This window comes from Ignavibacteriales bacterium (genome assembly GCA_026390795.1).
Classification (GTDB): Bacteria; Bacteroidota; Ignavibacteria; order Ignavibacteriales; family Melioribacteraceae; genus Fen-1258.
In genome coordinates this window covers 136,081-162,662 of sequence record JAPLFG010000002.1, presented here as the reverse complement: position 1 = coordinate 162,662, position 26,582 = coordinate 136,081, and the positions used below count along the sequence as shown (strand labels likewise).

At 35.8% G+C, this 26,582-nt stretch carries 21 protein-coding genes; 9 read left to right on the top strand and 12 right to left on the bottom strand.

Annotated elements, in window-relative coordinates; genetic code table 11:
- The first annotated feature begins 2 nt into the window (after nucleotides 1-2).
- From NTX65_02885 to gltA, 6 genes are all read left to right on the top strand, one after another.
- Nucleotides 3-353, top strand: a complete 351-nt coding sequence (locus tag NTX65_02885; GenBank protein ID MCX6168258.1) for a DUF190 domain-containing protein — start codon at nucleotides 3-5, stop codon at nucleotides 351-353.
- A gap of 115 nt (nucleotides 354-468) precedes the next feature.
- Entirely contained in the window at nucleotides 469-1,242 is a 774-nt protein-coding gene (locus NTX65_02880) for a phosphatase PAP2 family protein (protein MCX6168257.1), read from the top strand.
- A 423-nt stretch (nucleotides 1,243-1,665) separates the two neighbouring features.
- The gene (locus NTX65_02875; protein ID MCX6168256.1) at nucleotides 1,666-2,394 is read left to right on the top strand and encodes a histidine phosphatase family protein; all 729 of its coding nucleotides are present in this window, start codon (nucleotides 1,666-1,668) and stop codon (nucleotides 2,392-2,394) included.
- Nucleotides 2,395-2,451: 57 nt separating this feature from the next.
- The gene (locus NTX65_02870; protein MCX6168255.1) at nucleotides 2,452-3,291 is read left to right on the top strand and encodes a phosphodiester glycosidase family protein; all 840 of its coding nucleotides are present in this window, start codon (nucleotides 2,452-2,454) and stop codon (nucleotides 3,289-3,291) included.
- A 178-nt stretch (nucleotides 3,292-3,469) separates the two neighbouring features.
- The gene (locus tag NTX65_02865) at nucleotides 3,470-4,324 is read left to right on the top strand and encodes a sulfide/dihydroorotate dehydrogenase-like FAD/NAD-binding protein (GenBank protein MCX6168254.1); all 855 of its coding nucleotides are present in this window, start codon (nucleotides 3,470-3,472) and stop codon (nucleotides 4,322-4,324) included.
- Nucleotides 4,321-5,841: an NADPH-dependent glutamate synthase gene (gene gltA / locus NTX65_02860; GenBank protein MCX6168253.1), complete on the top strand. Its 1,521-nt coding sequence runs from the start codon at nucleotides 4,321-4,323 to the stop codon at nucleotides 5,839-5,841. Before NTX65_02865 ends, gltA begins: the two co-directional genes overlap by 4 nt.
- Nucleotides 5,842-5,871: 30 nt before the next feature.
- Here gltA and NTX65_02855 read toward each other — a convergent pair whose 3' ends face one another.
- The 9 genes from NTX65_02855 to NTX65_02815 form a co-directional block, all read right to left on the bottom strand.
- Nucleotides 5,872-9,516: an alpha-amylase family glycosyl hydrolase gene (locus NTX65_02855; GenBank protein MCX6168252.1), complete on the bottom strand. Its 3,645-nt coding sequence runs from the start codon at nucleotides 9,514-9,516 to the stop codon at nucleotides 5,872-5,874.
- Between the two features lie 140 nt (nucleotides 9,517-9,656).
- Entirely contained in the window at nucleotides 9,657-10,760 is a 1,104-nt protein-coding gene (locus NTX65_02850; GenBank protein MCX6168251.1) for a cellulase family glycosylhydrolase, read from the bottom strand.
- A gap of 49 nt (nucleotides 10,761-10,809) precedes the next feature.
- Complete coding sequence (locus tag NTX65_02845; protein ID MCX6168250.1) at nucleotides 10,810-12,186, bottom strand: AGE family epimerase/isomerase; 1,377 nt, start codon at nucleotides 12,184-12,186, stop codon at nucleotides 10,810-10,812.
- Nucleotides 12,187-12,205: 19 nt separating this feature from the next.
- On the bottom strand, nucleotides 12,206-12,952 hold the full coding sequence (locus tag NTX65_02840) for an RraA family protein (protein MCX6168249.1): 747 nt from the start codon (nucleotides 12,950-12,952) through the stop codon (nucleotides 12,206-12,208).
- A 114-nt stretch (nucleotides 12,953-13,066) separates the two neighbouring features.
- Nucleotides 13,067-14,251 (bottom strand): hypothetical protein, encoded by a 1,185-nt coding sequence (locus NTX65_02835; GenBank protein ID MCX6168248.1) that lies wholly within the window; start codon nucleotides 14,249-14,251, stop codon nucleotides 13,067-13,069.
- 264 nt (nucleotides 14,252-14,515) lie between these two features.
- Nucleotides 14,516-15,235 carry an alpha/beta hydrolase-fold protein gene (locus NTX65_02830; protein ID MCX6168247.1) on the bottom strand — a complete coding sequence of 240 codons (720 nt, stop codon included), beginning with the start codon at nucleotides 15,233-15,235 and terminating at the stop codon, nucleotides 14,516-14,518.
- A gap of 97 nt (nucleotides 15,236-15,332) precedes the next feature.
- Complete coding sequence (locus NTX65_02825) at nucleotides 15,333-17,738, bottom strand: glycoside hydrolase family 9 protein (protein ID MCX6168246.1); 2,406 nt, start codon at nucleotides 17,736-17,738, stop codon at nucleotides 15,333-15,335.
- A gap of 328 nt (nucleotides 17,739-18,066) precedes the next feature.
- Entirely contained in the window at nucleotides 18,067-19,260 is a 1,194-nt protein-coding gene (locus tag NTX65_02820) for a glycosidase (GenBank protein ID MCX6168245.1), read from the bottom strand.
- A gap of 20 nt (nucleotides 19,261-19,280) precedes the next feature.
- Nucleotides 19,281-21,221 carry a Na+:solute symporter gene (locus NTX65_02815; protein ID MCX6168244.1) on the bottom strand — a complete coding sequence of 647 codons (1,941 nt, stop codon included), beginning with the start codon at nucleotides 21,219-21,221 and terminating at the stop codon, nucleotides 19,281-19,283.
- A gap of 302 nt (nucleotides 21,222-21,523) precedes the next feature.
- Here NTX65_02815 and NTX65_02810 point away from each other — a divergent pair, with 302 nt between their 5' ends.
- The 3 genes from NTX65_02810 to NTX65_02800 are packed head-to-tail and all read left to right on the top strand — an operon-like array spanning nucleotide 21,524 to nucleotide 24,448.
- Entirely contained in the window at nucleotides 21,524-21,796 is a 273-nt protein-coding gene (locus NTX65_02810) for a hypothetical protein (GenBank protein MCX6168243.1), read from the top strand.
- A gap of 56 nt (nucleotides 21,797-21,852) precedes the next feature.
- Nucleotides 21,853-24,174, top strand: a complete 2,322-nt coding sequence (locus tag NTX65_02805) for a DUF5110 domain-containing protein (protein ID MCX6168242.1) — start codon at nucleotides 21,853-21,855, stop codon at nucleotides 24,172-24,174.
- A 22-nt stretch (nucleotides 24,175-24,196) separates the two neighbouring features.
- Nucleotides 24,197-24,448 carry a hypothetical protein gene (locus NTX65_02800; protein MCX6168241.1) on the top strand — a complete coding sequence of 84 codons (252 nt, stop codon included), beginning with the start codon at nucleotides 24,197-24,199 and terminating at the stop codon, nucleotides 24,446-24,448.
- Here NTX65_02800 and NTX65_02795 read toward each other — a convergent pair.
- The 3 genes from NTX65_02795 to NTX65_02785 all read right to left on the bottom strand — a co-directional run bounded on the left by NTX65_02795 (nucleotide 24,445) and on the right by NTX65_02785 (nucleotide 26,544).
- Nucleotides 24,445-24,660, bottom strand: a complete 216-nt coding sequence (locus tag NTX65_02795) for a hypothetical protein (GenBank protein ID MCX6168240.1) — start codon at nucleotides 24,658-24,660, stop codon at nucleotides 24,445-24,447. The two genes, NTX65_02800 and NTX65_02795, sit on opposite strands and share 4 nt — an antisense overlap.
- A 9-nt stretch (nucleotides 24,661-24,669) precedes the next feature.
- Nucleotides 24,670-25,083, bottom strand: a complete 414-nt coding sequence (locus NTX65_02790) for a hypothetical protein (protein ID MCX6168239.1) — start codon at nucleotides 25,081-25,083, stop codon at nucleotides 24,670-24,672.
- Between the two features lie 111 nt (nucleotides 25,084-25,194).
- Complete coding sequence (locus tag NTX65_02785; protein ID MCX6168238.1) at nucleotides 25,195-26,544, bottom strand: cellulase family glycosylhydrolase; 1,350 nt, start codon at nucleotides 26,542-26,544, stop codon at nucleotides 25,195-25,197.
- Nucleotides 26,545-26,582: the final 38 nt, after the last annotated feature.

The following is a 26,582-nucleotide window of genomic DNA, read 5'->3' as shown; positions in this document are numbered from 1 at the left end:
TTATGAAAATTGAAGGTGAAGCAAAACTGCTCAGAATTTTTTTAGGGGAAGCCGATAAAATTTCCCATTTACCGGTTTATGAAAAAATTGTAACCGAAGCACGTAAGCAGAATCTTGCCGGTGCAACTGTTTATAAAGGTATAATGGGTTTCGGCGGGAATAGCAGAATTCACAGTGCAAAAATTTTACGCCTCTCAGAAGATCTGCCGCTCGTTATTGAAATTGTTGACGAACAGAAGAAAATTGAAGAGTTTATTCCCTCTGTGGAAAGAATTTTTGAAGAAGCAAATTGCGGCGGACTTATCACAATGGAAAAAGCAGAAATAATAATTTATAAATCAACTAAAAAATAAACGACTATTATAAAAGATTGTGATTCACAATATAGTAGCATTTTCATTCCGTGCTCGACGCTGAATCTAATAATTCAGCTTTGTGATGAATTCCTAATCTCAAATAAATTGATTTATGCGAAATAAATTTCTTTTACTCTTTCTAATAATAGTTTTATTCAACTCCGCTCTTCTTTCACAGAACCAGTACGACCTTCCTCAATTCAACGATGAATCATTCCGTTTTATTAAGCAGCCGTTAAAATGGGAAGAAAATGACTGGTTGAAACTCGGACTATTCAGCGCTAGTACTTTTTTATTGATGCAAGCCGATAAGCCGGTACAAGACGCTGTTTTGAAAGATCGAAGTTATAACAACAGTTTTCCAATCAAAGCAGGAAGACTTTGGGGTGATGTTTATCCAACTGCATTTTTTGCGGGTGCTTTTGCTCTTCACGGACTGATTGCGAATGACCAATCCTCAAAAAAAATAAGTTATGAAATTGTGCAGACTACGCTTTACGCCGGTGCAATTACTACTTTTCTAAAATTTGCTATCGGTAGAGCAAGACCATTTACTGATAGAGGTTCGGGAACATTACGACCATTCACAATTTTCGATGACGATTTTCATTCCATGCCCTCCGGACATGCAACACTTGCGTTTTCTCTTTCGACAGTTCTATCAAAAAATGCAAAGTCGGATTTTTTAAAAGTAATTGCTTACCTGCCGGCAGTGCTGACTGCGTTTTCCCGTATTTATCAAAACGATCATTGGACCTCCGATGTTTTTCTCGGCGCTGCAATCGGTTATTTTGTTGGTGATTGGGTTACCCGCCAGCACGAAGAGAACGATTCTCCGGTTCAAACTGCTTCAATCTTTCCGTTAATAATCAGAATTAAATTGTAAAAACATGAAACGTGAAAGGTGAAAGATGAAAGATGAAAGATGAAAAGTAAAACTAAGAGTTCTCCGTTTCTTGTTTTCCGTCTCATGCTTTACTCCAGTTGAATGCAAATATTTTTTCATTTAAGTTACAAACGTAACAATGGTGCACCCGCAATGGGGAAACAATTTTTAAATAGTTTTTCCTTTCCCAATACGAAAATTCTTGATCGTGACATTCCACATATAACAGAACCAAATATTTGAATCCTTGGATGATTCTTAATATACGCTCTACAATTAAGGTGAATTCAGGTTTGCTAGGGAATTACTATGAAATATTAATTCTAGCTAACTAAGAATTAGATTAACAAAGTGCTTACATTTATAGTGTGACAAAACAATAGTCGTGAATAAATAGATTCTTCACAGAAAGTGAGATTCAAAATGTTTGAAAAGATAATACGAACCATTCTGTTCTTAATTTTATCTATTACTTTTTTTTCGCTCGTAAGCAGTGCGGTATTAGAAGCTCAGCAGATGAAAAGCGGCGTAAGATTTCTTTATTTAATAAGGCACGGAGATTACACACCTCAGGATGATAATCTGCCCGATTCTGTAAATGTTCTTACACCTCTTGGAATAGCCCAGGCGCGGCTAGTCTCGGCACGGTTGAAAGGAATGAATATACATTTCAACTTGCTTATAAGCAGTACGATGACACGCGCAAGACAAACCGCTGAAGTAATCAACGAAGATTTCCCGGAATTAAAATTGGAACCATCCGATCTTGTAAGAGAATGCACTCCCCCGTCTTGGAGAAAAGACGTTATGGCGGGAGTAGACACAACAAAAAGACTGGAGTGCGTTAACAATCTTGAAGCGGCTTTTCAAAAATATTTTATTCCATCACCCAATGGTAAAGACCGGAATGACATAATTGTTTGCCATGGAAATGTAATCCGTTATTTAGTTACAAAAGTACTAAGAGTGGATACGCAGTCATGGCTCCAGATGAGTATTACAAACTGCAGTTTAACAATTATTAGAGTTTTGCCGGACGGAACAATGAAGTTGGATGCATTCAGTGATTACGGACATATTCCGGAAAATTTAAGAACCTACACGGGAGGAAAGAATAAACCGAAGGAACTCTTATTAGAATCCGGAAAATAAAATTTAGAATGTATCCCGTTTTAAAAATCGAAATAAAAAAGAAAGTGCAAGAATAATATGCTGAAGAGAAAAAATTTTTTATTTCTTCTGACACTCCTACTCTATTCGGCTGTTTACGGTCAAAACAATTTCCTTCTCAATTTTGAAAAGAAGACTCCTAAAGATTCGATTGGATATTTTCAGATAAATAACGATACTTTATTTCAAAGTAGTCAAAGAATTAATATGCTTCTTTTGAACAAAAGAGCATTGGCTAAATACCGGGTCGAAATCGGATACAGCAAAACCGTATTAGAAAAAACAAGTTCATTCGGCGAAAGTAAACACGGAGTTGCTGCAGTTAACGGCAGTTTTTTTGACATCGACAAAGGAGGAAGCGTTACTTATTTAGAAACAAATGATACTGTTATAAGTAAAACGAGATCATCCAAATTCAAATGGGCTAAACCGAATAAGTTAATTAACGGCGCATTGATAATAACTAAGGAGAATAATATTATCGTAGAGCCCGCCAAACCCGACCGCGATTACGAAGAATCGAAAAAGGAAAAAGGTGTTTTGGTAGCCGGTCCCCTGCTACTGTTAAATTCAAAAAAAATAAAGCTCCCGGAGATGAAATTTGTAACGAGCCGGCATCCTAGAACACTCTTCTGCACAACCGGTAATTCATATCTCTTTATTACAATTGACGGCAGAAGTAAAGAAGCCGAAGGAATGAGTTTGACAGATGTTCAAAAATATTTAATGAATTTAGGAATTGTTGACGCAATTAATCTTGACGGCGGCGGATCCACAACTATGTGGATTAATAATAAAGGCGTGGTCAATAAGCCAAGTGATGCAACAGGTGAAAGACCGGTAGCAAATGTTTTGTTAATAGAAAAATCAAAAAAATAGAATAATTGCCTATGTAAGTACTTTCACTTCGTTCATTATTAACTCCCATTAGGCAATCCACCTCATCTTTCTTACTAACTTTCAAAAAAAACATTTTTAGATAAGTCCGAATTGCATATTTTAGCCGCCGAAGTTAAAAATTAAATAGAACTTTTCGGTTCCATCAAAAGGTGAATAGATGAGCAAAATACTTTTCAAGAAACAACTTTCTAATGATGTATATATGATGCGTCTTCACGCGCCGTTAATTGCAGAAGAAAGAGCGGCCGGACAATTCATCATTTTACAAATAAACGAAGATTACGGTGAAAGAATACCGCTTACTATTGCAGATGCGGATACTAAAGAAGGATCGATCACAATTATCTTTCAGGTAGTTGGTAAAACCACACTTCAACTTTCAGAAAAAAATGTTGGAGATGAAATACCTGCCTTAGTAGGACCTCTGGGCAAACCGACACACATAGAAAATTTTGGTACAGTCGTTTGTGTCGGCGGCGGAATCGGTGTAGCACCGCTTCATCCGATTGCTCAGGCATTGAAGAATGCCGGCAATCATGTTATTACAATTATAGGCGCACGCAATAAAGAATTGATTATTCTTGAAGAAGAGATGAAAGCGATTGCTGATGAATTTATTCTCTGCACGGATGACGGAAGTTACGGACGCAAAGGACTTGTAACTGAACCGCTGAAAGAAATTTGTGAACGCTCTCCTAAACCGAACATGGTTATTGCAATAGGTCCTCCGATAATGATGAAATTCTGTTCATTAACTACCAAACCGTATGAAGTATTCACACAAGTTTCTTTAAATACAATAATGGTAGACGGAACCGGAATGTGCGGCGGATGCCGAGTTAATGTTGGCAAAGAAGTAAAATTTGTCTGCGTTGATGGTCCCGAATTTGACGGACACAAAGTTGATTTCGATAATATGATGTCGAGATTGAATTCATACAAAGAACTTGAAAGAGAGGCGCACAGTTGTTTTCTCGAACAAGAAATTAAGAATAAGGAGGCGCTTCAATGAGTCACATCACGCCTGAACAATTATCCGAAGATGCAAAAAAATTAATAGTGGAATATTTATCAAAGATAGATGAGCTTAAAACCAAAGACCGGATGAAAATTCCTGCTCAGGAAATGCCTGCCCAGGATCCCGAAGTTCGTTCTCATAATTTAGATGAAGTAGCATTAGGATTCACAATTGAGCAAGCGCGTATCGAAGCAATGCGATGTCTCCAATGTGTAAAGAAAAATTGTGTTGAAGATTGTCCGGTAAAAATTGATATACCGCGATTCATAGATCATCTAGCACATGGCGATATGGATAGTGCAGTCGGAGTAATAAAAGAAGCTTCTCTCCTTCCGGCAATTTGCGGAAGAGTTTGTCCGCAGGAAACTCAATGTCAATCCAATTGTACTGTAGGCAAAGCGTTGAAAGATGTTGATAAATCAGTTGCTATTGGACGGCTAGAAAGATTTGTTGCTGATTGGGAACGCGCAACTGGTAAAATTGCAATACCGGAAATTAAATCTGATACGGGTAAAAAAGTCGCTGTTGTTGGAAGCGGTCCTGCCGGTTTAGTTGTTGCTGCTGATTGTAGACGCGAAGGTCATCAAGTAACAATTTTCGAAGCGTTTCATAAACTCGGCGGTGTATTACGTTATGGAATTCCGGAATTCAGATTACCAAATGATATTATTGATAAAGAAATTGAAGTTCTTAAAGCAATGGGAGTTGAGTTTCAAACAAATTTTGTAGTTGGAAGAACCCGCAAACTAACAGACTTGATGGATAAGGACGGTTATCACGCAGTATTTGTTGGCACCGGTGCCGGTCTTCCAATGTTCATGGGAATTGAAGGAGAAAATTTAGTTGGAGTTTTTGCCGCTAATGAATATTTAACACGCGCCAATTTAATGCGAGCATTTGAAAAAGGGAAAGCTGACACACCAATCTATCCTTCCAAAAAAGTTGCAGTACTCGGAGGCGGAAACGTTGCTATGGATTCTGCACGTATGGCAAAACGCCTTGGCGCAGAAAAGGTTTATGTAGTTTACAGAAGAACCGAAGTTGAAATGCCAGCTCGTAAAGAAGAAGTTGATCATGCAAAAGAAGAAGGAATTGAATTTCTCTTTTTACAAAATGCTAAAAGAGTTATCGGCAATGAAAAAGGAAGAGTCAAGGAACTTGAATGTGTCCGTTACGAACTTGGCGAGCCGGATGCATCGGGAAGACGCCGCCCTGTTTTAATTCCTAACAGTGAATTTATTCTTGATGTTGATACAGTAATCGTCGCGATCGGAAACGGAAGTAACCCGTTGATAAGTCAAACTACCCCACAATTAAATGTAAATAAGTGGGGAAATATTTTAGTTGACGAGACTCAAAAAACTTCCGTAGATAGAATTTTTGCCGGAGGTGATATTGTACTTGGCGCTGCGACTGTTATTCTTGCAATGGGTGAAGGAAGGCGCGCCGCAGCTGCGATAAATAAAATGTTATCCGATGAAATTGGGAAAGAAAGAACAACTGTAAATTAAATTTCAGTAGAGACGTTTTTCGGAACGTCTCTACAATATCAATGCCTTTAATTCTTCTAACTTATATTCTGCTTTCTTAGATTTTTCTATTATCCCTTTCAATCTTACTTGATATGTTTTAAATACCTTTGTCTTCTCTTCCAAACATTCTTCTAGAGTTTTTTCCGGATCGCTTTCGCAGTTCATTAATTTTAAACTGGCAAAAGTGAAAATCCAATCGATAAAATCTTCAAAATTTTCTTTGCTGTAATACCAAATCCCCTCATGCTCATTCACCCCGAGATAATTTCGGACAAGATCATTATCCAGAAGAGATAACAATCCTTCTTTCTTTTCTTTGATCAGAGGATTAGTTGCTTCACTTACGATTTGTTTTTTCTCTTTTTGAGTGAATATTTCGAGCATCTCATCAAAACTATTTTGAAAAATGTTCAGTAAATTGATCTCGTGATAAATTTCATACTCGCCGCGTCCCATCTTTTGCAAAATTCTTTTTACAGGTGAATCTAAGAGCAGTACATTTACATAATTTTGTTTGTTGATCGATCCTTGATCTGGGAATAGATCTTTCATATTAGAGACTATTAGCCACAACATGTAGATAATTGAATTATCATGATAATTAGTGTCGCGGGAAACTTGCACCGCACGGTGAATCTCTTTATAAATTGAATTTTTATTGTGATCGAACTGATCATCAAGTAAGCGGTTTAATTTACGGACAGCGACAATCTCGGCTTCAAATTTTTCGATGATCGTTTCCAAATCATAATCAAGATTGAAATAATGCTTAATAGTTGAAAGCAGATGGAAATATTTTTCATCAATAAAACTTATCCGGTCTTCTTTCCTTGCTTTTTCATCTTCAAGAACACATGTTTTAATAAATCCTTCAATCGCCTCTTCGTCAAACATTCTTTCGAATGCATAATGGACTGGTTCGAGTTTCATCTCTTCGAATGCATATTGCATATCCGGAACACCATTATTCCCGAGTTTCCATGCCAACTTTTCCCATTCACCGGATTCATCGTATACTTCGCGCCAATCGAGATAGATTAGCAGTTTGAATGCGCCTAGTTCAATATAAAATCCATTCTGCCCAATATCATTTCCGGTTTTGATATATTGCAGATTAGAAATGTGCTCACGGAAAATGTAAAAATGTTTTGGCGACGGATTAATTTTCAATACTTCCGAAATAGTTTTCGTTTCAATTCCTTGACCGCCGTAGTTGTTCATCAGCTTGCGCGATGAAGAAAATATTTTTCCGGAAGCAAATTCATATTTATTGTTGTAGAAAATAAGTGCGCGTTCACCCCGCTCACTGTTTGTGTATGCAAAAACATTTTCATTGATGCCGCCGTAATTATCAATAAAATCGAATAGCCAAAAATTTGCAACCTGGCTGAATAAGTAACGCCTATTCATCAATGGAAATATTTCGCGTTGATGTCGATCTACCAGCCATTGATTCGGAACTTCATGATAATATGCGCGCTGATATTCCATTCCATATTTCTCTGTAAATCCTTCAATCTGTCCATGGGCAAACATCGGTAAGCCTGGTAATGTTACCATCAAAGCGCATACGCCAAAATATTTATCATCTGTTCCAAATTGTTTTATCGAAGTTTCTTCATCCGGATTACTCATAAAATTTACGTATCGTTTTAAGATTTCCGGTTCGAACTCGAGAGTATTGGAAATTAGATCTCGGTACTTTGAATTTTCCTCTTTCATCATCATATGCATGAAAGCGCTGTTATAAACGCGGTGCATTCCAAGAGTGCGGACAAAGTAACCTTCCATGAGCCAGAATGCTTCTGCAAGTAAAAGAGTATCAGGCATTTCAATATTAATCCGGTCAACAACCTCACGCCAGAATTCTTCCGGAAAAGTTTTATCAAATTCATCCCTCGTCATTGCATAATCTGAACGCGATGGAATATCGCCGCCTCGTCCGGGTTCCGGATACCACAACCGTGCGAAATGTTTTTTCGCTAATGTCATTGCAGCATCAAATCGGATAATTGAAAATTTGCGAGCGACATCTAATATTTTTTGTATCACCGCTTCACGAACATCTTTGCGGATCATGTTGAGCTGAGCTGTATCATTCCACGGCATGTTCGTTCCATCATTGCCGTGATAAATATATCTTACATCTCCATTGCGGATATCAATCCTCTGAAATACAACTGCCGCATCCCGCTTCTCCCAATACCCGTCTTCAATTCTTAATTGAACAGTCGGATCGTCGGAAAGATCTGGTCCGTTAAAACTATAACTTGGGAACGGAGGATATGAAGATTGAATATAATATTCGGGATGTTCAATCACCCATTTTGAAAATATTCCAGTATGGTTGGGAACCATATCGCTTGCAAGACGAATACCGCGGGAGCGTGCACGCTCATTTAAATTATTGTATGCGAATTCGCCGCCGAGATCGTTAGCAATTTGATAATCGTATAATGAATATGCCGACGATACAGCATCAATATTCCCCATGATATGTTTTATTTTTTTTGATGCGCTGCTTCGTTCCCAAATTCCAATTAACCAGAGACCGTTAAAGTTCCATCGTGCAAGTTGATCAAGTTCTTCATCTGGAATCTGATCCAAAGTTCTTATCTGCCGCTGATATTTTTTTGAAAGCTGGTCTAACCATACATAACTGTTCTTTGCAATAACAACTACTCTCGGCATCCAGTTAGTATCCTGTGTAAAATTTTCATGCTCGCTATAATCTTTTGTGCTGTCAAGTGCGTACTTATAACCGGATTTGCCAAGAGTTAAAAAATCCGCATCAAGTCCGCCTTTATATTGAGGAACAACTGTAGGTGCCCCGCCCGGTCCGCCGAATTGTAAAGAGTAATCTTCTTTAATTAAATCTTTACTGCTCAAAATTCTTTTTAAGAATTTTTCATCTAGCAGAATTCCAAATTTTTCGCGGATGAAATCGAGCTGAGCTTCAATATTATCTGGGTTATTTATTATCGGAGTTTTGAAGAGAGTGAATATATCTTGATTCTCGGGTCCAAACTTTTTTTCATTCTTGAAAAAAAGATCGAGCGAGTTAATTACTTTTTTATAGAGCTCTTTTTCCGACAGATAATTTTCGTCAAAGAGTTCAATCAGTTTTTTATTTGCCGGATTGAAATTAGCAACAAAGAGAAGGATCATCTCTTCAAGTGTAATTTCGGCATTTGAACGATCGGCAGTAATTGAATTTAGATAATCGAACGAACTGATTTGACCTTTATAAATATCAATCGACGGAAATTGAGAGACAAAATCGAATAAGACTTTGCGCGTTTTCTCTTCGCCTAAATTTTCATTGAGATGATTGAGTGCTTTTTTGAAAACTCCGGGATTGACTTTCACTTCATACAATCGGAAAAGGTAATGATAAATCTCATCCATCAAACCGGCGGCATTTACATGACCGGCTGCAACATGATCTTTCACTTCCCTTTTCGAATTTAATTTCTGGACGAATAACCTAACAGCATGAAAATCAGCAAGAATTACATTCCCGTTTATCGAAAATAGTTCATCGCTAAAATTGTATTTATTCCTCACTTCTTTAGAAATGTGAAATTCGAATTTGGGAAAAGATTCCAGTATAAATAATTTTTCGTTACCGAGAATGATTTTTGTTTGGATCATTTTGACCAGATTGTTTTCATTTTCATTCTTAATATAAACAATTGGGAAGTATCATTAAACTATGAATGTTATTTCAAGAAGAATGAGGTATAGCATTTACTTGATTGTTGTGCTGTCTAAAATAGAATTTAGTTTTGTCTTTAAAATTCCTTGAGAAGCTCAAGCATTTGACGATCCAATTTGTGTCCTTTATAATTTTCATATTCAACATCTGCTCGCCCGCTGTTAAGAACACCAAAATCACCTTTTAGATTCCACATAGCGTAACCCCATCCAGCATCTTTCCAAAGCGAGAGTATATCTCTCATCCAACTAAGTGTAACATTGTGAGGAGTTTTATTGTAACAACCCCATTCTCCCACATGAACAGAAACTCCCTTATCAACTAACGGCTGCCAAGAGTCAATCAATTTTACTTTCAGTGCATCTTTATCCCAGAGCTTTCCATCGTCTCCTTTGATTGGCCAAGTTGGAAAGTTAAAAGTTTCAAATTCTTCTTTGGGCACCCAGGTGGCTGTATAATGACTCACACTCATCGGATCGTAACCTCGAGTGCTTTGGACTAATCCTAGATCCGCGATACCAAACAGCGGTGTTCGACCGATATCTTTTCCATCCACTACTATTAAACGTTCAGGGTCTTCTTCGCGAATAGCTTCAACAATAGCTTTTACAATTTCTACGTAACGAGTTTCATCTTTCATTTTGGGAGGTTCATTAATTAAATCAAAACTTAATTGAGTACTGGGGATTCCATTATAACGACGGGCAAATACTTTCCAATGATAAATTACAGCGTTCAATGCTTTCTGCATATTCTCAGGAGTGTCGTTGAATAGATCCATTTGCTCAAGATTCCGGCCATTAATGCAATAGCCAGGCACACGATGCATATTAAGATTAACGTGAATCTTGTATTGTCTGCCTAGCTCTACAGCTTCATCAATATCTTTGAAAGCGTCCTCGTTTATATTGAACCAATCTTCTTTAGATGCCCAATTCCAATATGACATTGGAATTCGAACAAAGTCTAAGCCCCAGTCGGCAATTATTTCAAAATCTTCTTCATTAAATTTTCTACTACTTAATCCACCAGCTTTTTCAGTAAGATTAAAACCACGGTAGCGTGGAAATTTTACAACTGATTTTTTCGGTACAGCTAAAGTTGAAGTATTTAATCCTACTCCGGCTATAGAAAGTGAAGAAATAGCTCCGCAAGCTTTAATGAAATCACGTCTTTTCATTTCGTAAAATCCTTTTATTTAGATGAATACAAATTAAAATTTTATGATTCTATTTTACTTTTTTACTCAATCTGTTTATACAATTAATCAATGCTCTTGAAGTGTGATAATTACCTTTCCAAATTGTTCCTTTGGGATAAAATTTATTATCGGGGACTTTATCAATTCCACCCCAATACCAGCCTCCGTATTCATTATCAATAAGATATTTCTTTATGTAATCCCACTGAAGACAGAATTTTTCAAAATAATTTAATGGATCATTAGGAAATAGCTCGGACATCATTAAAAAAGAATTAAGAGCTTCGGCTTGTGCCCACCATTCCTTTGTTTCCTTTATAATGGATATCTCTTTTTGCCCGGCGAAATAGTAACCGCCATCATAAAGTCCTCCAAATTTTTTATCCCATCCGTTTATAAAAGAATGGTCTACCATTTTTTTAGCAATCCTTAATGTTGTGGTGTCATTTTGAATTCCCAATGTGTTCGAAGCTTCTAGCAGCAAATAAGCAGTTTCAATATCATGCCCGAATGAAACATGATCGAACTCATAATTTTTTTGTCTATCTGATGAACTTGAGTCTCTGTATGAAACCGGAGTTAAATCCCGTTTGAAAAATAATTGAAGGTACCCTTTTTTCGTAACCATTCTATCTCTAATTAGATGAAGCAGTGAACTCAAGCGATCTCCTAATAATTTATTAGGCCACACACCATATAGTTCAGTAAAACATTCCAGGAGATGAATTGAACTGTTCTGATCTTTCGGAGGAGTGCCTCGATATCCTTCGTAAAATGGCATTCCCTCTTCAGATAAGAATTGAAAATAGCCGCCGTAATTAGGATCAAAGCTATGCTTATCAATCCAGTTAAAAACTTCTATAGCTAATTTTAATGCTGCTGTATCTTTTGTTGCTTTGAAGTATGCGGCTAATCCGTAAACAGCAAAAGCATTTCCATAAACTTGTTTTATAATTTGCCCGTTTTCTTTATATGGCTCCCCTCTTTGATTAACTAAATTATAGAATCCTCCATGCTCTTTATCCCACATAACATTTCTAAGAAACTTAAGACCATGAGAAGCAACTTGAAATAATTTTATGCTGTCTTTATTAAAGAGAGTAACAGTTGAAACAGTCCAGACATGACGGGCTTGAGTCACAATCATTTTATCCTGTCTACCTTGCAGCTGCCATTTATAGTTTATATCGCTATAAAATCCTCCGTAAATTGTATCTATTGATAAAGGATACCACAATTCAAAATCTTGGTTAAGTAAATTTTTCATTTCTTTTAAGAGAATGCCATTGTCAAACTCTAATTTCTTCCAATTATATTGATTTCCATTGTTGATTTCTTTTGTGCTGAATACAAACAACATCACAAACAAAATTGAAATTAGAATAACGAGACTTTTAATATTCATTTCAATCTCATGAACGTTTTTATTTAACTGTATTATCCAAAGGCAATTTTAGATCTTTATATAATTGTTGTCTTGCTGATTTATCTTTAGTTAAAATCTCACGAGCATATTTAGCAACTTGTTCTGCATTAACTCGTGGGACAACAATCACCCCATCTGCATCGGCTACAACAACATCGCCAGGACAAACCAAAACTCCACCGATTACAACTGGCCGGTTAACTGATTCCAATTCATTTCGACCCGGCCGAATTCCTCTTCCTTTTTTCCGTAAATATAAAGGTACTCCTTCAATAGCTATTTCATCCGTATCTCTTGAACTAGCATCTGTAACCACACCAACCGCACCAAGACTTTTCCAATATAAAATGTTATAAGAACCGATAGACCCTATGTCTTTATCTTCAACATCATCTATTACTACTACAGAACCTGGTTTGATTATTTTCGCATAAGCTTCATGAGAATAAGAGTTATAAAAATTACCTTCCCAGTCTTGAAATTTTTCTCCCGGTTTAGGCCGATCCGGTTTTTGTGTAGGAACATATCTTGCAGTGATTGCAATTCCTCTGAATTGATGAGACAAATTCTTTTGATCGATCCAATCTGCATGAATTGCCGGATCTACTAATCCGGTACCAGGCAATCCTACCATATCCATTCCGTCGGAAACATCGGCGACACGTAATCCTTCAAATAATTTTAATATAGTTGGATTTTCTACATCAGAGTAAACTGTTGTTTCTATAAAATTTATTCCTTTCATTATATCGGTGGTAGTTTTTTCTTGCGGTTTTATATTAGCAGATAAACAAATTAAAATGCATAAGACAAGCTTAATTGGATTTTTCATAGCAGTGCTCCTTATGAAATAGACTTACTAATTATTTATATTTTTATCTGAAGGATTCGATTCTAAATTGAAATGTAGTTTTGCGCAATATTTTCCTTTTTGATATTCCATTGCATAAAAAGAAGCATTTATTGCACCAAGAGGTCTGAGAGCCAAGCCAAATGTATTGCCGTCAATCATACGTTGAAGTACCGGCTTTGAAATAGTAATCAGATTTTTACCATTACGGTTTTCATTTACATCAACATCAATAATCATTTGTGAATTTATTACTCTGTTCATTTTCACTCGTTGACAAAAATTATTATATGTAACTTCGGTTTGATCCCAGTTTTGATTTCCACCAAATATCTCCGAAATACGCACCATTCCGAAATCTTTTTTATAATCAGGCGAACGTTGCAAAGAGTATGTAGTTAATTCCAATAATCCGGAACCATTAACTTTCTTTCCAATAAACTCTTTCAGATCCCACCTCATAATAATTAGTTGAGTACCGCCGACTGAGAGCAGTTCGACATTTTCATTTTTCGCATACCAATTATTAAAATTCATATCAGGATATTCAATATCTACGATTGCATCTTGTGATACAGGAGTATGTTGTGCAAATGATTGCAGATCCGGTATCGAAGGATGATACGGCACTTGACAACCTTGGTCAGGTCCGATAGCATTTACATTCACGATATCAACTTTGAAGTAGTCAATATCCACACGATATTTTTCAAGCCCCCAATCCATTAGAGCGAGTTGCCCAAAAACAGTATCACCGGGCACAGCATTAAAATTTTTTGTGGTCATACTGATCGTGTGCCAATTAGTTGTATCCGGAATATCAAACTCCATAAGGTGAGAGTGAAAATCTGTAGTTCGTTGAGTATTAAGATGAAGATTAACTCGTTTAGGTGCGTCACTTACACGAATTTTCCCTTCAACACGCAACTCATAATTTGGTTTATTTAATAAATGCAAGTCCATATTGGCCGAAACACAGTGTTTAATCAGTGCCCACCAAATTCCACAGCTATCTTTTGTAGCATCAACCATAATTGAAGCATAACCGTTATGCTGTTGGAAATCCATAATAGCATTTCCATCACCGGTAAAAAACGTCCAACCGTTAATACCTTTTCTATCATAATCTAATCGTTCACTATTAAATTGATCGAGAAATTGAGCGGAAGTATTTTCGACTAACAAAATAATCATGAGAAATATTAGTGTTCTCTGAAAAGTGTTGAGGCTCTTATTCATTAGTATATTTTTTTTTGCTAACAATTAAACATTATTGTTTTTTTTGCAGCGGTTCAAAAATAAATTGCATACCGCGAGTATAACCTTCCGGTTTTGACCCTGCGTGGTAGGTATTTTCAAGAATTCGAAATTGATATCTAAATTTTTCATACTTATGAATTTGCAGTGTTTCATTAAAAAGTTTTACACCGTTAATTAAAAATTCTTTTTCACCAACAGTCATATATAAAGAAACCGGTAAATCTGTATTGGCGGAATGAAATTGTTCCTCAAATTTGAAAAGCCAATTATTATCCAAAATACTGCAGGGCTTATAGCGATATATGCATTGAAGAGTTCAGGACGTGCGAACATTGCAAACAATGTAAAAAGCCCTCCTAAAGAGCATCCGCTTAATGCTCTAAATTTTGGATTGACTCTATAATTTTTCTCCATGAAAGGAATAAACTCATTTTCAATAACGCTTAAAAAATCTAGAGCTCCACCCGATTCACCGACTTTAGTAACATCGGTTGGCGTGTAATCATGAGCTCTTAATTTTTCGTAATCCAGATTTTTCCCTTTATACGAAAAACCGACAAGGAAGCATTCATTGATTATCTTATCATAGAATTGATCGCTATAAATCATCGCGTATAGCGGGAAATCATAGAAACCATCACAGAAATAAATTACTGGATAAGTTTTTAGTGTATCTTTATAATAACTATAAGGTAAATTAATAATCAGTTCATATTCTTTATTAGTGATCTTGGAAGTTATCTCCCCTATTGATGCGCTTAATATGCAACGAGTAGTTTCTTTGTTGGGAATCTGGCTATAAGTGTTCATCGAAGCAAACCAAAACAACGAAGCAACAGAAAAAATTTTTGATGCTTTCAATAAGTTTGAACCAAGTATTTCAAGAATATTTGTTCCATTGAATTTATTATTGCACATACACATACCTCCGCCAATAGATCATCATTAAAACTACTATACAGTAACTTGTATTTTTTATGAGTCAATGATTATTAAAAAAATCATTAATTTGATTTTATTTGTTAAATAAGGAATCTGCAGCCATTGCCAATATCATAAAATCCGTTGCACCGCCGCCCATTACATATTCAGTTTGCTGCCAGAAATAGGGCCAGACTTTTAATTCCGGAAAGTCCGGACGAATTAATGCTGTTCCGCTTCCTACACCGCCGGGAATGTAACTCCATTCATCTCTGTTCGTTCCATAAGCAATAATTAATGAATTAACTCCTACACCGGAAGCGAATGAAGCAGTATTTTCACCGGGATGACATCCAAGTATAAAGTTCATTGCACTAAAGAGATATTCTGAAGAAAATATTTCTGGAAATCCCAGATATAAAAATAAATTCTTAACACCGAACGATTGAATTCCCCATCCCGCTCCCCATATATATGGTTTATATGGAACACCATAAGGATTTTCTTTTTGTTGTTCTGTTATCTTATCGAAAGCATTCTTAACAGCAATTTCTACCCTATCAGTAAAATTTTTATCATTTATTTTTCTTACAACTCTTCCAAGTACTTCACTGTATTGTTCAACGTTATTACAAATGATGTCCAAATTTTCTTTGAGTATCTTTTCATATTCCCTACCTGATGTAGTGAGATAAAGTTCTGCAACAGTATTAATCTTATCTCTTATTTTAATCGAACTATTATTTTTATAAAGTTCTTCAGAAATGTCCAAACATTTTTCTGCAAGTTCGGGATTGAAATTTTTTAATACTCTATTAGCTGCTGCCAAAACTTGTGCAACTTCCAGTTCTCTACTAGGATTTTCTTCAGTGAATACTAAACGGTCGTCTTGAGGCAAGGATTGTTTCAATATAGGATCTTTTTCATTTTTATTATAAACAAGATTATCGGTAATTGTTGAAGCATCTCCAAGGTGAACATATTGTTCGAGTGATGATTCTTGAATTCCTCTATATAATCTTCCCATTGATTCATAAGCTCCTACTATACTTAAAACACCGTGTTCAATCTGTTGTAAGAGATCTGGTTTGCCATCCGGATTATGAATCTTGACTAATCTGGAATTTTCATCAATATAGGTTTCATCATAATCATTTTTAAAATATTCATAAGCTTGGGAAAGACGATAAACAGTTTCTGCTTGAGATTCGATTCTAAGATCGTAATCACCAGCATCATGCCATCCGCCTATGTTTAATCCGGGTACGTGTTCTCCGGATTGATATTTAGTTAATGTAGAACCTTTCTGAAAATAACCGTCAAAATGATTATGATTAATCGGAGCCATCAAAGCATCATCCATATGACACAGTCCGTGCCATGTTTTATATCTATCTTTAATTTTCATATGGCACATTTGTACGGGAAGAAAATATTCCAATGTTGGCTGCCATACATTTCTTGCAAAAATATTTTTTTTGATTTCAAATTCATTCGATTCAACATTGCCGTATTTTAATTTATAAATTCCTTGTTCTGTTACATTAGTGAAATCGAAACGCAAATATTTGTATCGTAAAAAACTTCCCCATGCAATTGGATGAAGATCTTCTTTTATTACCTTCTGGGAGTTCTCGTTTATTTTGATAAGCTGAACCGGTTCGAATTCTTCTGTCAATTTATCAAGTTCAATAACAGCAAATTTTATTTGCTTAGGATGATAACCAATCTGTGATACTTGAATTACCGGTTTATATCTCCAATCTGGATTTACTTTTGGAGAGATTATCCATTCGACCGCATTTTTATCAACACCTTGAGGAATTGTTGAACGCAGCACAAACCACCCATTGTTATGCAAACCTCTTCCGTCAATTAACTGAAGATCGCTTTTATTACTTATAAATATTATTTCTCTTCCTTCAACACCTGGTGATACCACTAACTCTTTTCCAACAGCCATTGGTACTATTTGTAAATTTCCATCAGCATCTTTCATCATCGGTCCATTTGCTTGCCGAGGGAATATTCCAGATTCATCATCCATCAAAAAATGTTCTCCAAAATAGTGACCGGGGAATAATTCCAAATTAAATCCGACTTTGTTTGCCCAATTAGCCGGCAAAGGTTTTTCAAGATCTACAATTACTTTAATATTATTTCCTTCAACCAAAGTTTTAATTGTGTATTTAATTTTTAGATCGGGGTAATTAATTGGATTAAACCCTTTTCTGTCTTTGCTGGAATCCGGGTACCATAAACTGACTTCAATAACTTCATTTTGCCTGTCAATTTTTCTTTGACCGACTTTCGGAACCGGAGCCCATTGCCCGGGAGTAGGTTCTAAACGTATATCACCATTGGCCGCTACACGTATTCCATGTTGAATAATTGTTAATCCACCTTGATGGCCTTCGGGATAAAAATCATCAAACAACATTACATTGAGTCCCGGCATTTCGTAATAACCGTTCTCATTTATATGTAAGCTCGAATTCATACGTTTCGGTTGACTGAATGAAATTGAACAAAAAATGATTAAGAAAAGAAGGACTAGTGGATAGCAGAATTTACTAGACATGAATTACCTCGCTCAAAGACTGTTCATTACTATAAATAAATTATAAATGAGTGAACTTCGGGAACATGTTTCATAATTATTAATCAAGGTTTATTATCTGAATCAATATGAACGATAAAAATTTTTCAATTACTATTTTTTGACTTCGGACAATAAATCATAGAGAATAATAGACTAAAATAATAATGCCGTGCTGGCATAAATAACAAGATGCACGGCATCTAATGGAGGCACCATTAAGGAAATATCATTTCTTTTTATGTTTATTCAGAATTGTCAGATTTTTTTCAATCAATTCATTTCTTGTCTTAACACATTCAGAGCTTATAAATCTATCTTCAGGTGTATTAGTTACGTAATCAAGAAGTTTATCTATGGTAGAAACGGCAACGTGCATTCTTGTATCGGAAGATGCATAATAAATTAAAACTTCACCGTTAGGTTTTTTAACCCATCCATTGCTGAAAGTAACATTGGATACATCGCCTACCCTTTCATCACCTTCGGGCGCAATAAAATATCCGGCCGGCTTATGTATAATATTCATTGGGTATTGCTGGTCTGCGAGCATCAGATATAAAACATATCTCAATCCTGCTGCTGTATTTCTAACTCCGTGAGCTAAATGCAACCATCCTTTTTCTGTTTTGATGGGGGCTGGACCCAATCCATTTTTAACTTCGTAAATTGTATGATAAACCTTACGATCGATAATTATTTCTTTTTTTACTTCCGGGTGTTCCATGCTATCTGTTAATCCCCATCCAATTCCGCCGCCGCTTCCAGTTTCAATGAATCCATCCTGGGGTCTTGTGTACAATCCATATTTTCCATTTATAAATTCCTGATGAAGAACAACGTTTCTCTGCTGACCTGTATATGAGATTAGATCAGGTAATCTTTCCCATTCCACAAGATCTTTCGTTCGTGCAATTCCGCATGAAGCAACTGCCGCAGAAGTATCGTCAGGTCTGCTGTCATCGTGTCGTTCAGTACAGAATAATCCATAAATCCATCCGTCTTCATGTTCCACAAGACGCATATCGTACACGTTTGAATCCGGTCTTTCTGTTTGGGGCATTTTAACAGGATAATCCCAGAATTTGAAATTATCAATTCCGTTTAGAGATTCGGCAATAGCAAAGAAAGACTTTCTGTCAACTCCCTCAACTCTCACAGCTAAAACTATCTTGCCTTTAAAAATCATTGCCCCTGAATTGAAAGTACAATTGATTCCTTGCCTTTCCATTAGATAAGGATTACTTATATAATTCAAATCATAACGCCAAAAAAGAGGTGTATGTTCTGAAGTAAGTATAGGATATTTGTAACGGTTATATACACCATTACTTTTTTCAATTTTTATATTTTTCCTTTTGATTAATTTTTCGTGCTCAAGCAACAATTGATTTAATTTTTCATTGAATTGTTTTTCATTCATCTTCTTTAACTCCAATAATTTCATGAATTATTAACGTCAGTAATCGTTACACCATTTTCATCTTTCTCACCGAAAGCTGTTTCAAGTTTATCCCACCAATTGAATTTTAGAAATACCGAAGTAACAACCATAATACCGAGCGTTATCCATAATGGAGTAAATTCCCGCAAGACTAAGTATACAGGAAAAGACATCAATGTAATTTGCCATACAATTCCGACCAAAACATTAACCATATCTCTTTTGAAATCTTTGTTAGGAACAAAGTTCGGATTTTGTTTCAATACTTTTTCCTGGATTGGTTTCCAGAATCCCCATGGTCGAACATGTTTATAAAAATTGATAAGTGTTTCATCGTTTTCCGGAGGCGTTAAGAACGTAGCAATCAAACTGCCAATAATTGAGATCAATAAAATTACTGGGAAAGAATTCATACCGAGATTACTTGCTAATGGCCAATCTCTTAAGAAATTAATCAGATGCAAACTATCTAGTAGTGGAATTAAAAGTGAAGATGCAATCCCGAATACCATTCCCCAGAAATAACCGTGACCATTAAACCTCCACCAATACCATTTAAGTACATTGGAAGCAGTATACCCGCCCCACAATGCACCGGTAATCCAGAGAACAACGTTATTTATAGACTCGACCACAAATCCCACTGCTACTCCAATAACAACAATAGCAATTGAGCTGATGTAACTCATAGTAACATATTTCTTCGGTTCATCATTTGGATTAATGAATCTTTTATAAATATCATTTACTATATAAGCAGGCGCAGCGTTTACTGTTGCAGCAAAATTGCTCATGAATGCGGCAAGAAGTCCCGCCATTAAGAATCCAAGTAATCCAACTGGAATATACTTAGCCATCACTTCAGGCAATATTGTTTCAAAATCGGGAGATGTAATTGAGCTTTTATAAAGTTCATCGAAATTTGTTAATGCAAGAACTGTTAAACCGGCAATCATGAAGTAACGTGCGGGATTAAGAACAACACTAACAAGAGAACTCATTTTTGCGGCTTCTTTGGAATTGCGGGTTGAAAGAACCCTTTGCATATCATAATTAGGAGCCGGTCCGGCAGCAGCAACAAATATTCCTTTAAATAGTACCATACCAAAAAATAAACCGAACATAGAATACCCATCCGTTTTGATCCAATCGCCAAATGCTCTTACTTTTGTTGATGTAGCAGCATTTACAGTCGACCAGTCAAGGTTTAGATCCCAACCAAAAAAAATATTTTTCCACCCTGCGGGTAAAACTGAATTAATCATTTCAGGCGAGACATGGTAAATTGCTATAATTCCGATTGCGATTGAAGATAGAGTTAGAATTGCGTATTGGATTACTTCTGTGATTACTACGCTAAACATTCCACCCTTTACTACATAAATGGTAGTTATTCCCATCAGAATTAGGGCATAAAGATTAGCATTAATTTGTGGATAGTTTAAAAGCGTCTCGGGATTTGTAACAAGAGGCGGAAGAAAAGCTGTAGCAAATTTTCCTATCCCCTTAAATCCATATGAAAGAAATCCAATAACACCTATCAGAGCAAAAGCTACAACCACAATATGGGAAAGATTAGCACCTTTTCCTGTTCCAAAACGTGTTTTTATCCACTCTGCACCGGTCATTACATTTGATCTTCTCAGCCAGGCTGATAGATAAACCATTAAGAAAACTTGATTGAAAACAGGCCATAACCAAGGCAGCCACATACTTTTCATACCATAAACAGCAAGCCAATACACTAATAACATTGTTCCGGCTATGTCAAACATTCCGGAAGCATTGGAAATACCTAGCAACCACCAGGGTAAGGTATTACCACCAAGAAAGTAGTTTTTAATATTCTTAGAAGCTCTTTTTGAAATTAAGAAACCGATTAGAATATTAATTAATATGAAGAGGACAATAATTAAGATATCAATTAAACGTAATTGCATAAAATCTCTTCTAAATTTTATAGATAAACCAGTGAAATAAGTAACCCTTAGAAATGTCACAAATAATGCCAGTAAAAAGCACTTCTCTTTTTATTAATTGAGAGAATTCTTTTCAAATAATTACTTTATCGATTATCATATTGATAAACGATTATGAAATTAATAAATGAATATTGAGAGTGTTTTACTCAAATTTAACTTTTGAACATTTAGAGAGGCACTAAATATTAAGTACAATATTTGCAGAATATTTAACACCAGATTTATGTAATTAGTGTTAAAATTTTTTGATATATGTTTAAATGGATAGACTATTAACATATCTTTTTCTTTTTGTTTTATTAATTCTGCTTACATCTTCAATTAAATACACCCTTGCTCAGAACAATGAAGTTCAGATCGGACTTAAAAAATCACTACTCAGAATTCAAGTTGTTTCACCAACTACAGTCAGAATAACTCAAACGAAGAATAAATCATTCTCTACAAGAAAAAGTCTGTCGGTTCTTGATATCAGACAGGCTCCTAAAGAGAAGAATAAGCTTTTAATAAAAATTAGGAGGAAGCAATTTTGAATAAATTTTTGAATAACATAAAAGTCATATTTGCTATTCTAATATGCAGCCTCTTAATGATGAACCATATTGCTGTTGCCTCAGTAGTATCTTACACAAAAGATTCTGATGGGATTACTTGTAAATTAGATAAAGGGATAATGAAAATTAAAGTTTGCGAAGAAGATGTTGTCGAAGTTAAATATACTGCTCTAGAAGTTTTCTCTTCAAGAACTTCTCTTGTATTGAATAACAAATGGGAAACTCAACCAAAATTTTCTGTTAAGGAAAATTCAAATGAAATTGTTGTTTCCACGGGCAGGCTAAAAATAAAAGTGAACATGTCAACCGGTTCAATTACATACACGGATTTGAAAGATGTTGTTATTCTTGCCGAAGACACTTCGGGCGGGAAAATGATGACGGCCGCTACCATTGCAGGTATTAATACATACAACTGCGAAACCAAATTCCAATCTCCCGCTGATGAAGCCCTGTTTGGTCTGGGCTGTCATCCAGAAGATTCCTTGGCGATGAATTATAAAGGCCGCAACCAAGATTTAGCAATTAAATATATGACCGGAGCGATTCCAGTGCTCTTATCAACCAAAGGTTACGGATTAATGTGGGATAATTATTCAGCATCAAATTTTTACGGTGCAGAAGAAGCTAATACTAAATATAAATACGTATCTGAAAGCGGAACTATGATTGATTACTATTTTTTTTACGGGCCTGAATTCGATCATATTATTAAACTTTATCGCCAAGCTACCGGTCAGGCTCCGATGTTTCCGAAATGGGCTTTTGGACTTTTTCAATCGCAAGATAGATATAAGAGTCAATCAGAAGTATTATCCGTAAAAGACAATTACCGTAACAATAATATTCCTGTTGATTGCATTGTTCAAGATTGGTTTTACTGGGAACCTGATGTTATCGGTTCGCATATTCTATATCCGGAAAGATATCCCAACCCAAAGGAAATGGTTGACGAATTACACCAGGCAAACATTCACGCAATGATTTCCATCTGGCCTGTCTTTGCTAAAGGAACAATAAATTTTGATGAATTAAAAAACAACGGCGGCATGACGGATATATTATGGGATAATGTAATGACTCATACTTTAGATAGTTATTATGATGCCCATGATTCCAAAGCAAGAGATATTTATTGGAGGCAAGCCAACGATGCTTTAATAACTCGATACGGCTGGGACGCATGGTGGGTTGATCAATGCGAACCTGATAATGGTGGATTACTGGATGCGCGAAGACAATCAAATTTTGCAATCGGCAGAGGTATTGATTACTTCAACACTTATTCACTGATGCATACAACTGGTTTATATGAACATTGGAGAAAAGACATACCAGGTAAACGTGCTTTCTTACTTGTTCGTCAAGCGTTCGCAGGACAACAAAGGAATGCAGCAACTTTATGGTCGTCTGATATAACTTGCACATTCAAAGCATATAAAATCCAAGTTCCGCAGGGAATCAATGCATGCGCTTCAGGCATTCCGTATTGGACATCGGATATTGGGGGATATCATTTTAATTGGACACCTCCTGATTGGTCAATCCCTGCCAACAGAGAATTGTTTACAAGGTGGTTTCAGTTTGGTACCTTCAGCCCGATATTCAGAATACACGGAAAAGGTGAAAGAGCATTGTTCTCAAATAATTGGGACACAAATACAAAAGCTATTTTATTAAAGTATGATAATTTGCGTTACCGTCTTATGCCATACATTTATTCCCTTTCATGGAAAATTACTAATGAAGGTTATACAATAATGCGTGCACTCGCATTTGATTTTAGAACAGATACTGCCATAAATAATATTCCGGATCAGTATATGTTTGGACCTGCATTTCTGGTAAATCCAGTTACTGAACGGGCATCTACTGAAAATACAAGAAAAGTCTATCTCCCAATATCAACAGGATGGTTTGATTTTTGGACGGGGAAAACACTTTCTGGTGGACAGAATATTAATGCCGCTGCACCAATTGAAACAATCCCGCTTTACATTAAAGCCGGTTCAATTATTCCAATGGGACCATTTTTACAATATGCAACTGAGAAACCTGCTGATTCGATTGAACTGAGAATCTATCCCGGGGCAAATGGAAATTTTATTCTTTATGAGGACGAGAACGACAATTACAAATATGAAAAAGGAATTTATTCAATCATTCCTATTAAATGGATTGACTCAATAAAACAATTAACAATTGGCAACCGAAAAGGAGGCTATCCTGGAATGGTACAAGAACGGATATTCAATATCGTACTCGTAAAAGAAGACCATGGGATTGGTATAGACTCGAGTACCGGAGTAGATAAGACGGTAAAGTATAAAGGTAAAAAAATAAAAATTAATTTTTAGGAAAAGGATGAATAAAATATAATTGAGAACTATAATTCTCATTTTCTTTTTGCTGACTACTTACATGTTTGCTCAAAGAGTAAATTTTTCTATCAAATTAAAAGGGCAATCACAGCCAATCAGTCCTTACATATATGGTACGAATCAAATTTTGAATTCTGATTATAATTATACTGCAGTACAGCAAGGCGGTAATAGAATGACCGGATACAATTGGGAAAATAATGTATCAAATGCCGGGATGATTGGCAGCATTCAAGCGATAATTATCTAACCTGGTCGCCATATTCCGCATGTAATTAAACGAGTTCCCCAGTCCCAGCCGTAATGAAATTGCGCTTTACGTGAATACACGGCAAGCATGGTATCCGATTGGTCGTTATTAGGAAATGCCTGAAGCCGGAACGGTGCATTTTTCCATTTAGGAAGGTTTTCATCAAATACATTTTTAAAATGGATTTCCAGTTCATTGTTCTTTTCTTTCAATTGATTTTTTCAATCGACTTTCCATTCTCTGAACATGTTATTAGCTGAAAGAATTTTAGTTTTGTTCAGATAAACTTCCGCATAAGTATCCAATCCTTTAAAGACGAGTTCAATATTTTTTCTTTTCAAGATTTCTTGCTGAACATCAAAAGTAGTTTGATAAGTCCAATCTTTTTCCCCAATCCACTGAAGTTTTTGTTCATTCAATCCAAAATATGGATCCTCAATTAACTTATTATCTATCAAATCGGTATGAATGCATCCCGGGATTGTCGCCGGATACCAATTGTTATCATTGGATTGACGAAAGCGCCATCCGTCTTTAATTTCCAACTGGGAAAATGATTTGCTTTCTTCTGATCCGGCGAGCAAAACACTCGATAAGAAAAGACATAGTAATACAGAAAATATTATTCTTTCCATTATAATCACCTGGGAATGATTAAGATTAGGATTAAATATATTCATGATTTAAAATGGGAATGACTAATAAAAACTTCTATGCGATTTATTCTTATTCAGCAATTATTAAACTTATTGGATCTTCGCCATCTGGATTTTATTTCTTAATTTTTCCATTTGTGCAGCATGCGTTGAAATAATTTCTAACGTTGAAAGATCAGTATCGTAAATTGAATTAAGTCCTTGCGACTCTTGTGGCGGATCACCTGTATATGGATCGCCTTCTCGCCATTTATCATCTAAATTCCTACCTCGTCCAACTCCTCCCCATCCCCAAAAATTAGTTCCGGCAATTGGAGCTCCGGCAGCAGCGCTATCATAAATAACTGCAAAAACATTTTTATAATATTTATCGCGAGCTGTTGTTGGAGTACCGGGCTTACTTGCTTCATAGTCTCTTGGAATTCCAAATTCTTCCATTGTTATTGGTTTGTTTAATTGACGCGCATACTTAAGATGCTTGTTTATATATTCGATAGCATTTTTTTCTGTACTTGGATAAGTCTCATCAATATTAGAAGCATCAAACCATCCCCAGTTCTTAGGCCAAATATGCATCGTAGCATAATCAATATATTTACTCTCGTGTGATTTCAAAAATATTTCTTCGGATTGTAAGCTTCCTGCAAGACCTTCATTTCCGGTTGTTACAAGATGATTAGGGTCAAGTGAATGAATATACTGAGCAGTTTCATCAATCCATTTATAATAAATCTCGGCAGATTTTATTATTGATAAATCTCTTCCCGGCCTTGGTTCATTAGCTAGCTGCCATGCCATTATAGTCGGATTATCTCTATAAGCAATACCATTAAATTTATTCACTCTTGTAATTATCATTCTTAAATAATTTCTGAAACATTCTTTGGCTTTGTCATTTAGATAAAATTCGGCCGAGTAATCCATAAATTTTCCGTATCCAACATTCGGATCGTCAGGATCCGGCACTTTACCATCGCCGAACCACGCATTGTATTGAGCCATTCCACCGGTCCACTGCCAATAATTATTCAAGAAAAGGACAGCTTTCATATCACGTTTATGCATTTCAAAAAGAAGAAAATCTAAGCCCTCAAGTAATTCTTCATCGTAATTATTTGGTGATATTTGTATTGCCGGTTTTATCGAACGACCCATTAGAGATTCTTCTGAGGCTGCACAAACGCGCAGATTCATTATCCCGGTGGATTGTAAATTATTGAGTTCTCTAATAAGTCTCTCTCTATTTCCAGTTTTACCAGGTGATCCGAGATAACAACCGTACCACAAATTAGTACCAACAAAAAAATAAGGTTTACCATTTAGAATAAAATGAGTGTCATTTACATTTATAAAACCAGTACTTTCATTTACAACAACACCAGAACATCCGGACATGATGAATAGAAAAACAATGAATGAGAGTGCCAATATTTTTTTCATAAATATTCCGAGGAAAACTTTGATTTCAGAATTGCAAA

Excerpts from the sequence above, each read along its gene's own strand:
- NTX65_02885 (MCX6168258.1), top strand. The coding sequence starts at position 3 with ATGAAAATTGAAGGTGAAGCAAAACTGCTCAGAATTTTTTTAGGGGAA.
- NTX65_02880 (MCX6168257.1), top strand. The coding sequence starts at position 469 with ATGCGAAATAAATTTCTTTTACTCTTTCTAATAATAGTTTTATTCAAC.
- NTX65_02875 (MCX6168256.1), top strand. The coding sequence starts at position 1,666 with ATGTTTGAAAAGATAATACGAACCATTCTGTTCTTAATTTTATCTATT.
- NTX65_02870 (MCX6168255.1), top strand. The coding sequence starts at position 2,452 with ATGCTGAAGAGAAAAAATTTTTTATTTCTTCTGACACTCCTACTCTAT.
- NTX65_02865 (MCX6168254.1), top strand. The coding sequence starts at position 3,470 with ATGAGCAAAATACTTTTCAAGAAACAACTTTCTAATGATGTATATATG.
- gltA (MCX6168253.1), top strand. The coding sequence starts at position 4,321 with ATGAGTCACATCACGCCTGAACAATTATCCGAAGATGCAAAAAAATTA.
- NTX65_02855 (MCX6168252.1), bottom strand. The coding sequence starts at position 9,516 with ATGATCCAAACAAAAATCATTCTCGGTAACGAAAAATTATTTATACTG.
- NTX65_02850 (MCX6168251.1), bottom strand. The coding sequence starts at position 10,760 with ATGAAAAGACGTGATTTCATTAAAGCTTGCGGAGCTATTTCTTCACTT.
- NTX65_02845 (MCX6168250.1), bottom strand. The coding sequence starts at position 12,186 with ATGAATATTAAAAGTCTCGTTATTCTAATTTCAATTTTGTTTGTGATG.
- NTX65_02840 (MCX6168249.1), bottom strand. The coding sequence starts at position 12,952 with ATGAAAGGAATAAATTTTATAGAAACAACAGTTTACTCTGATGTAGAA.
- NTX65_02835 (MCX6168248.1), bottom strand. The coding sequence starts at position 14,251 with ATGATTATTTTGTTAGTCGAAAATACTTCCGCTCAATTTCTCGATCAA.
- NTX65_02830 (MCX6168247.1), bottom strand. The coding sequence starts at position 15,235 with ATGTGCAATAATAAATTCAATGGAACAAATATTCTTGAAATACTTGGT.
- NTX65_02825 (MCX6168246.1), bottom strand. The coding sequence starts at position 17,738 with ATGAATTCGAGCTTACATATAAATGAGAACGGTTATTACGAAATGCCG.
- NTX65_02820 (MCX6168245.1), bottom strand. The coding sequence starts at position 19,260 with ATGAATGAAAAACAATTCAATGAAAAATTAAATCAATTGTTGCTTGAG.
- NTX65_02815 (MCX6168244.1), bottom strand. The coding sequence starts at position 21,221 with ATGCAATTACGTTTAATTGATATCTTAATTATTGTCCTCTTCATATTA.
- NTX65_02810 (MCX6168243.1), top strand. The coding sequence starts at position 21,524 with ATGGATAGACTATTAACATATCTTTTTCTTTTTGTTTTATTAATTCTG.
- NTX65_02805 (MCX6168242.1), top strand. The coding sequence starts at position 21,853 with ATGATGAACCATATTGCTGTTGCCTCAGTAGTATCTTACACAAAAGAT.
- NTX65_02790 (MCX6168239.1), bottom strand. The coding sequence starts at position 25,083 with ATGGAAAGAATAATATTTTCTGTATTACTATGTCTTTTCTTATCGAGT.
- NTX65_02785 (MCX6168238.1), bottom strand. The coding sequence starts at position 26,544 with ATGAAAAAAATATTGGCACTCTCATTCATTGTTTTTCTATTCATCATG.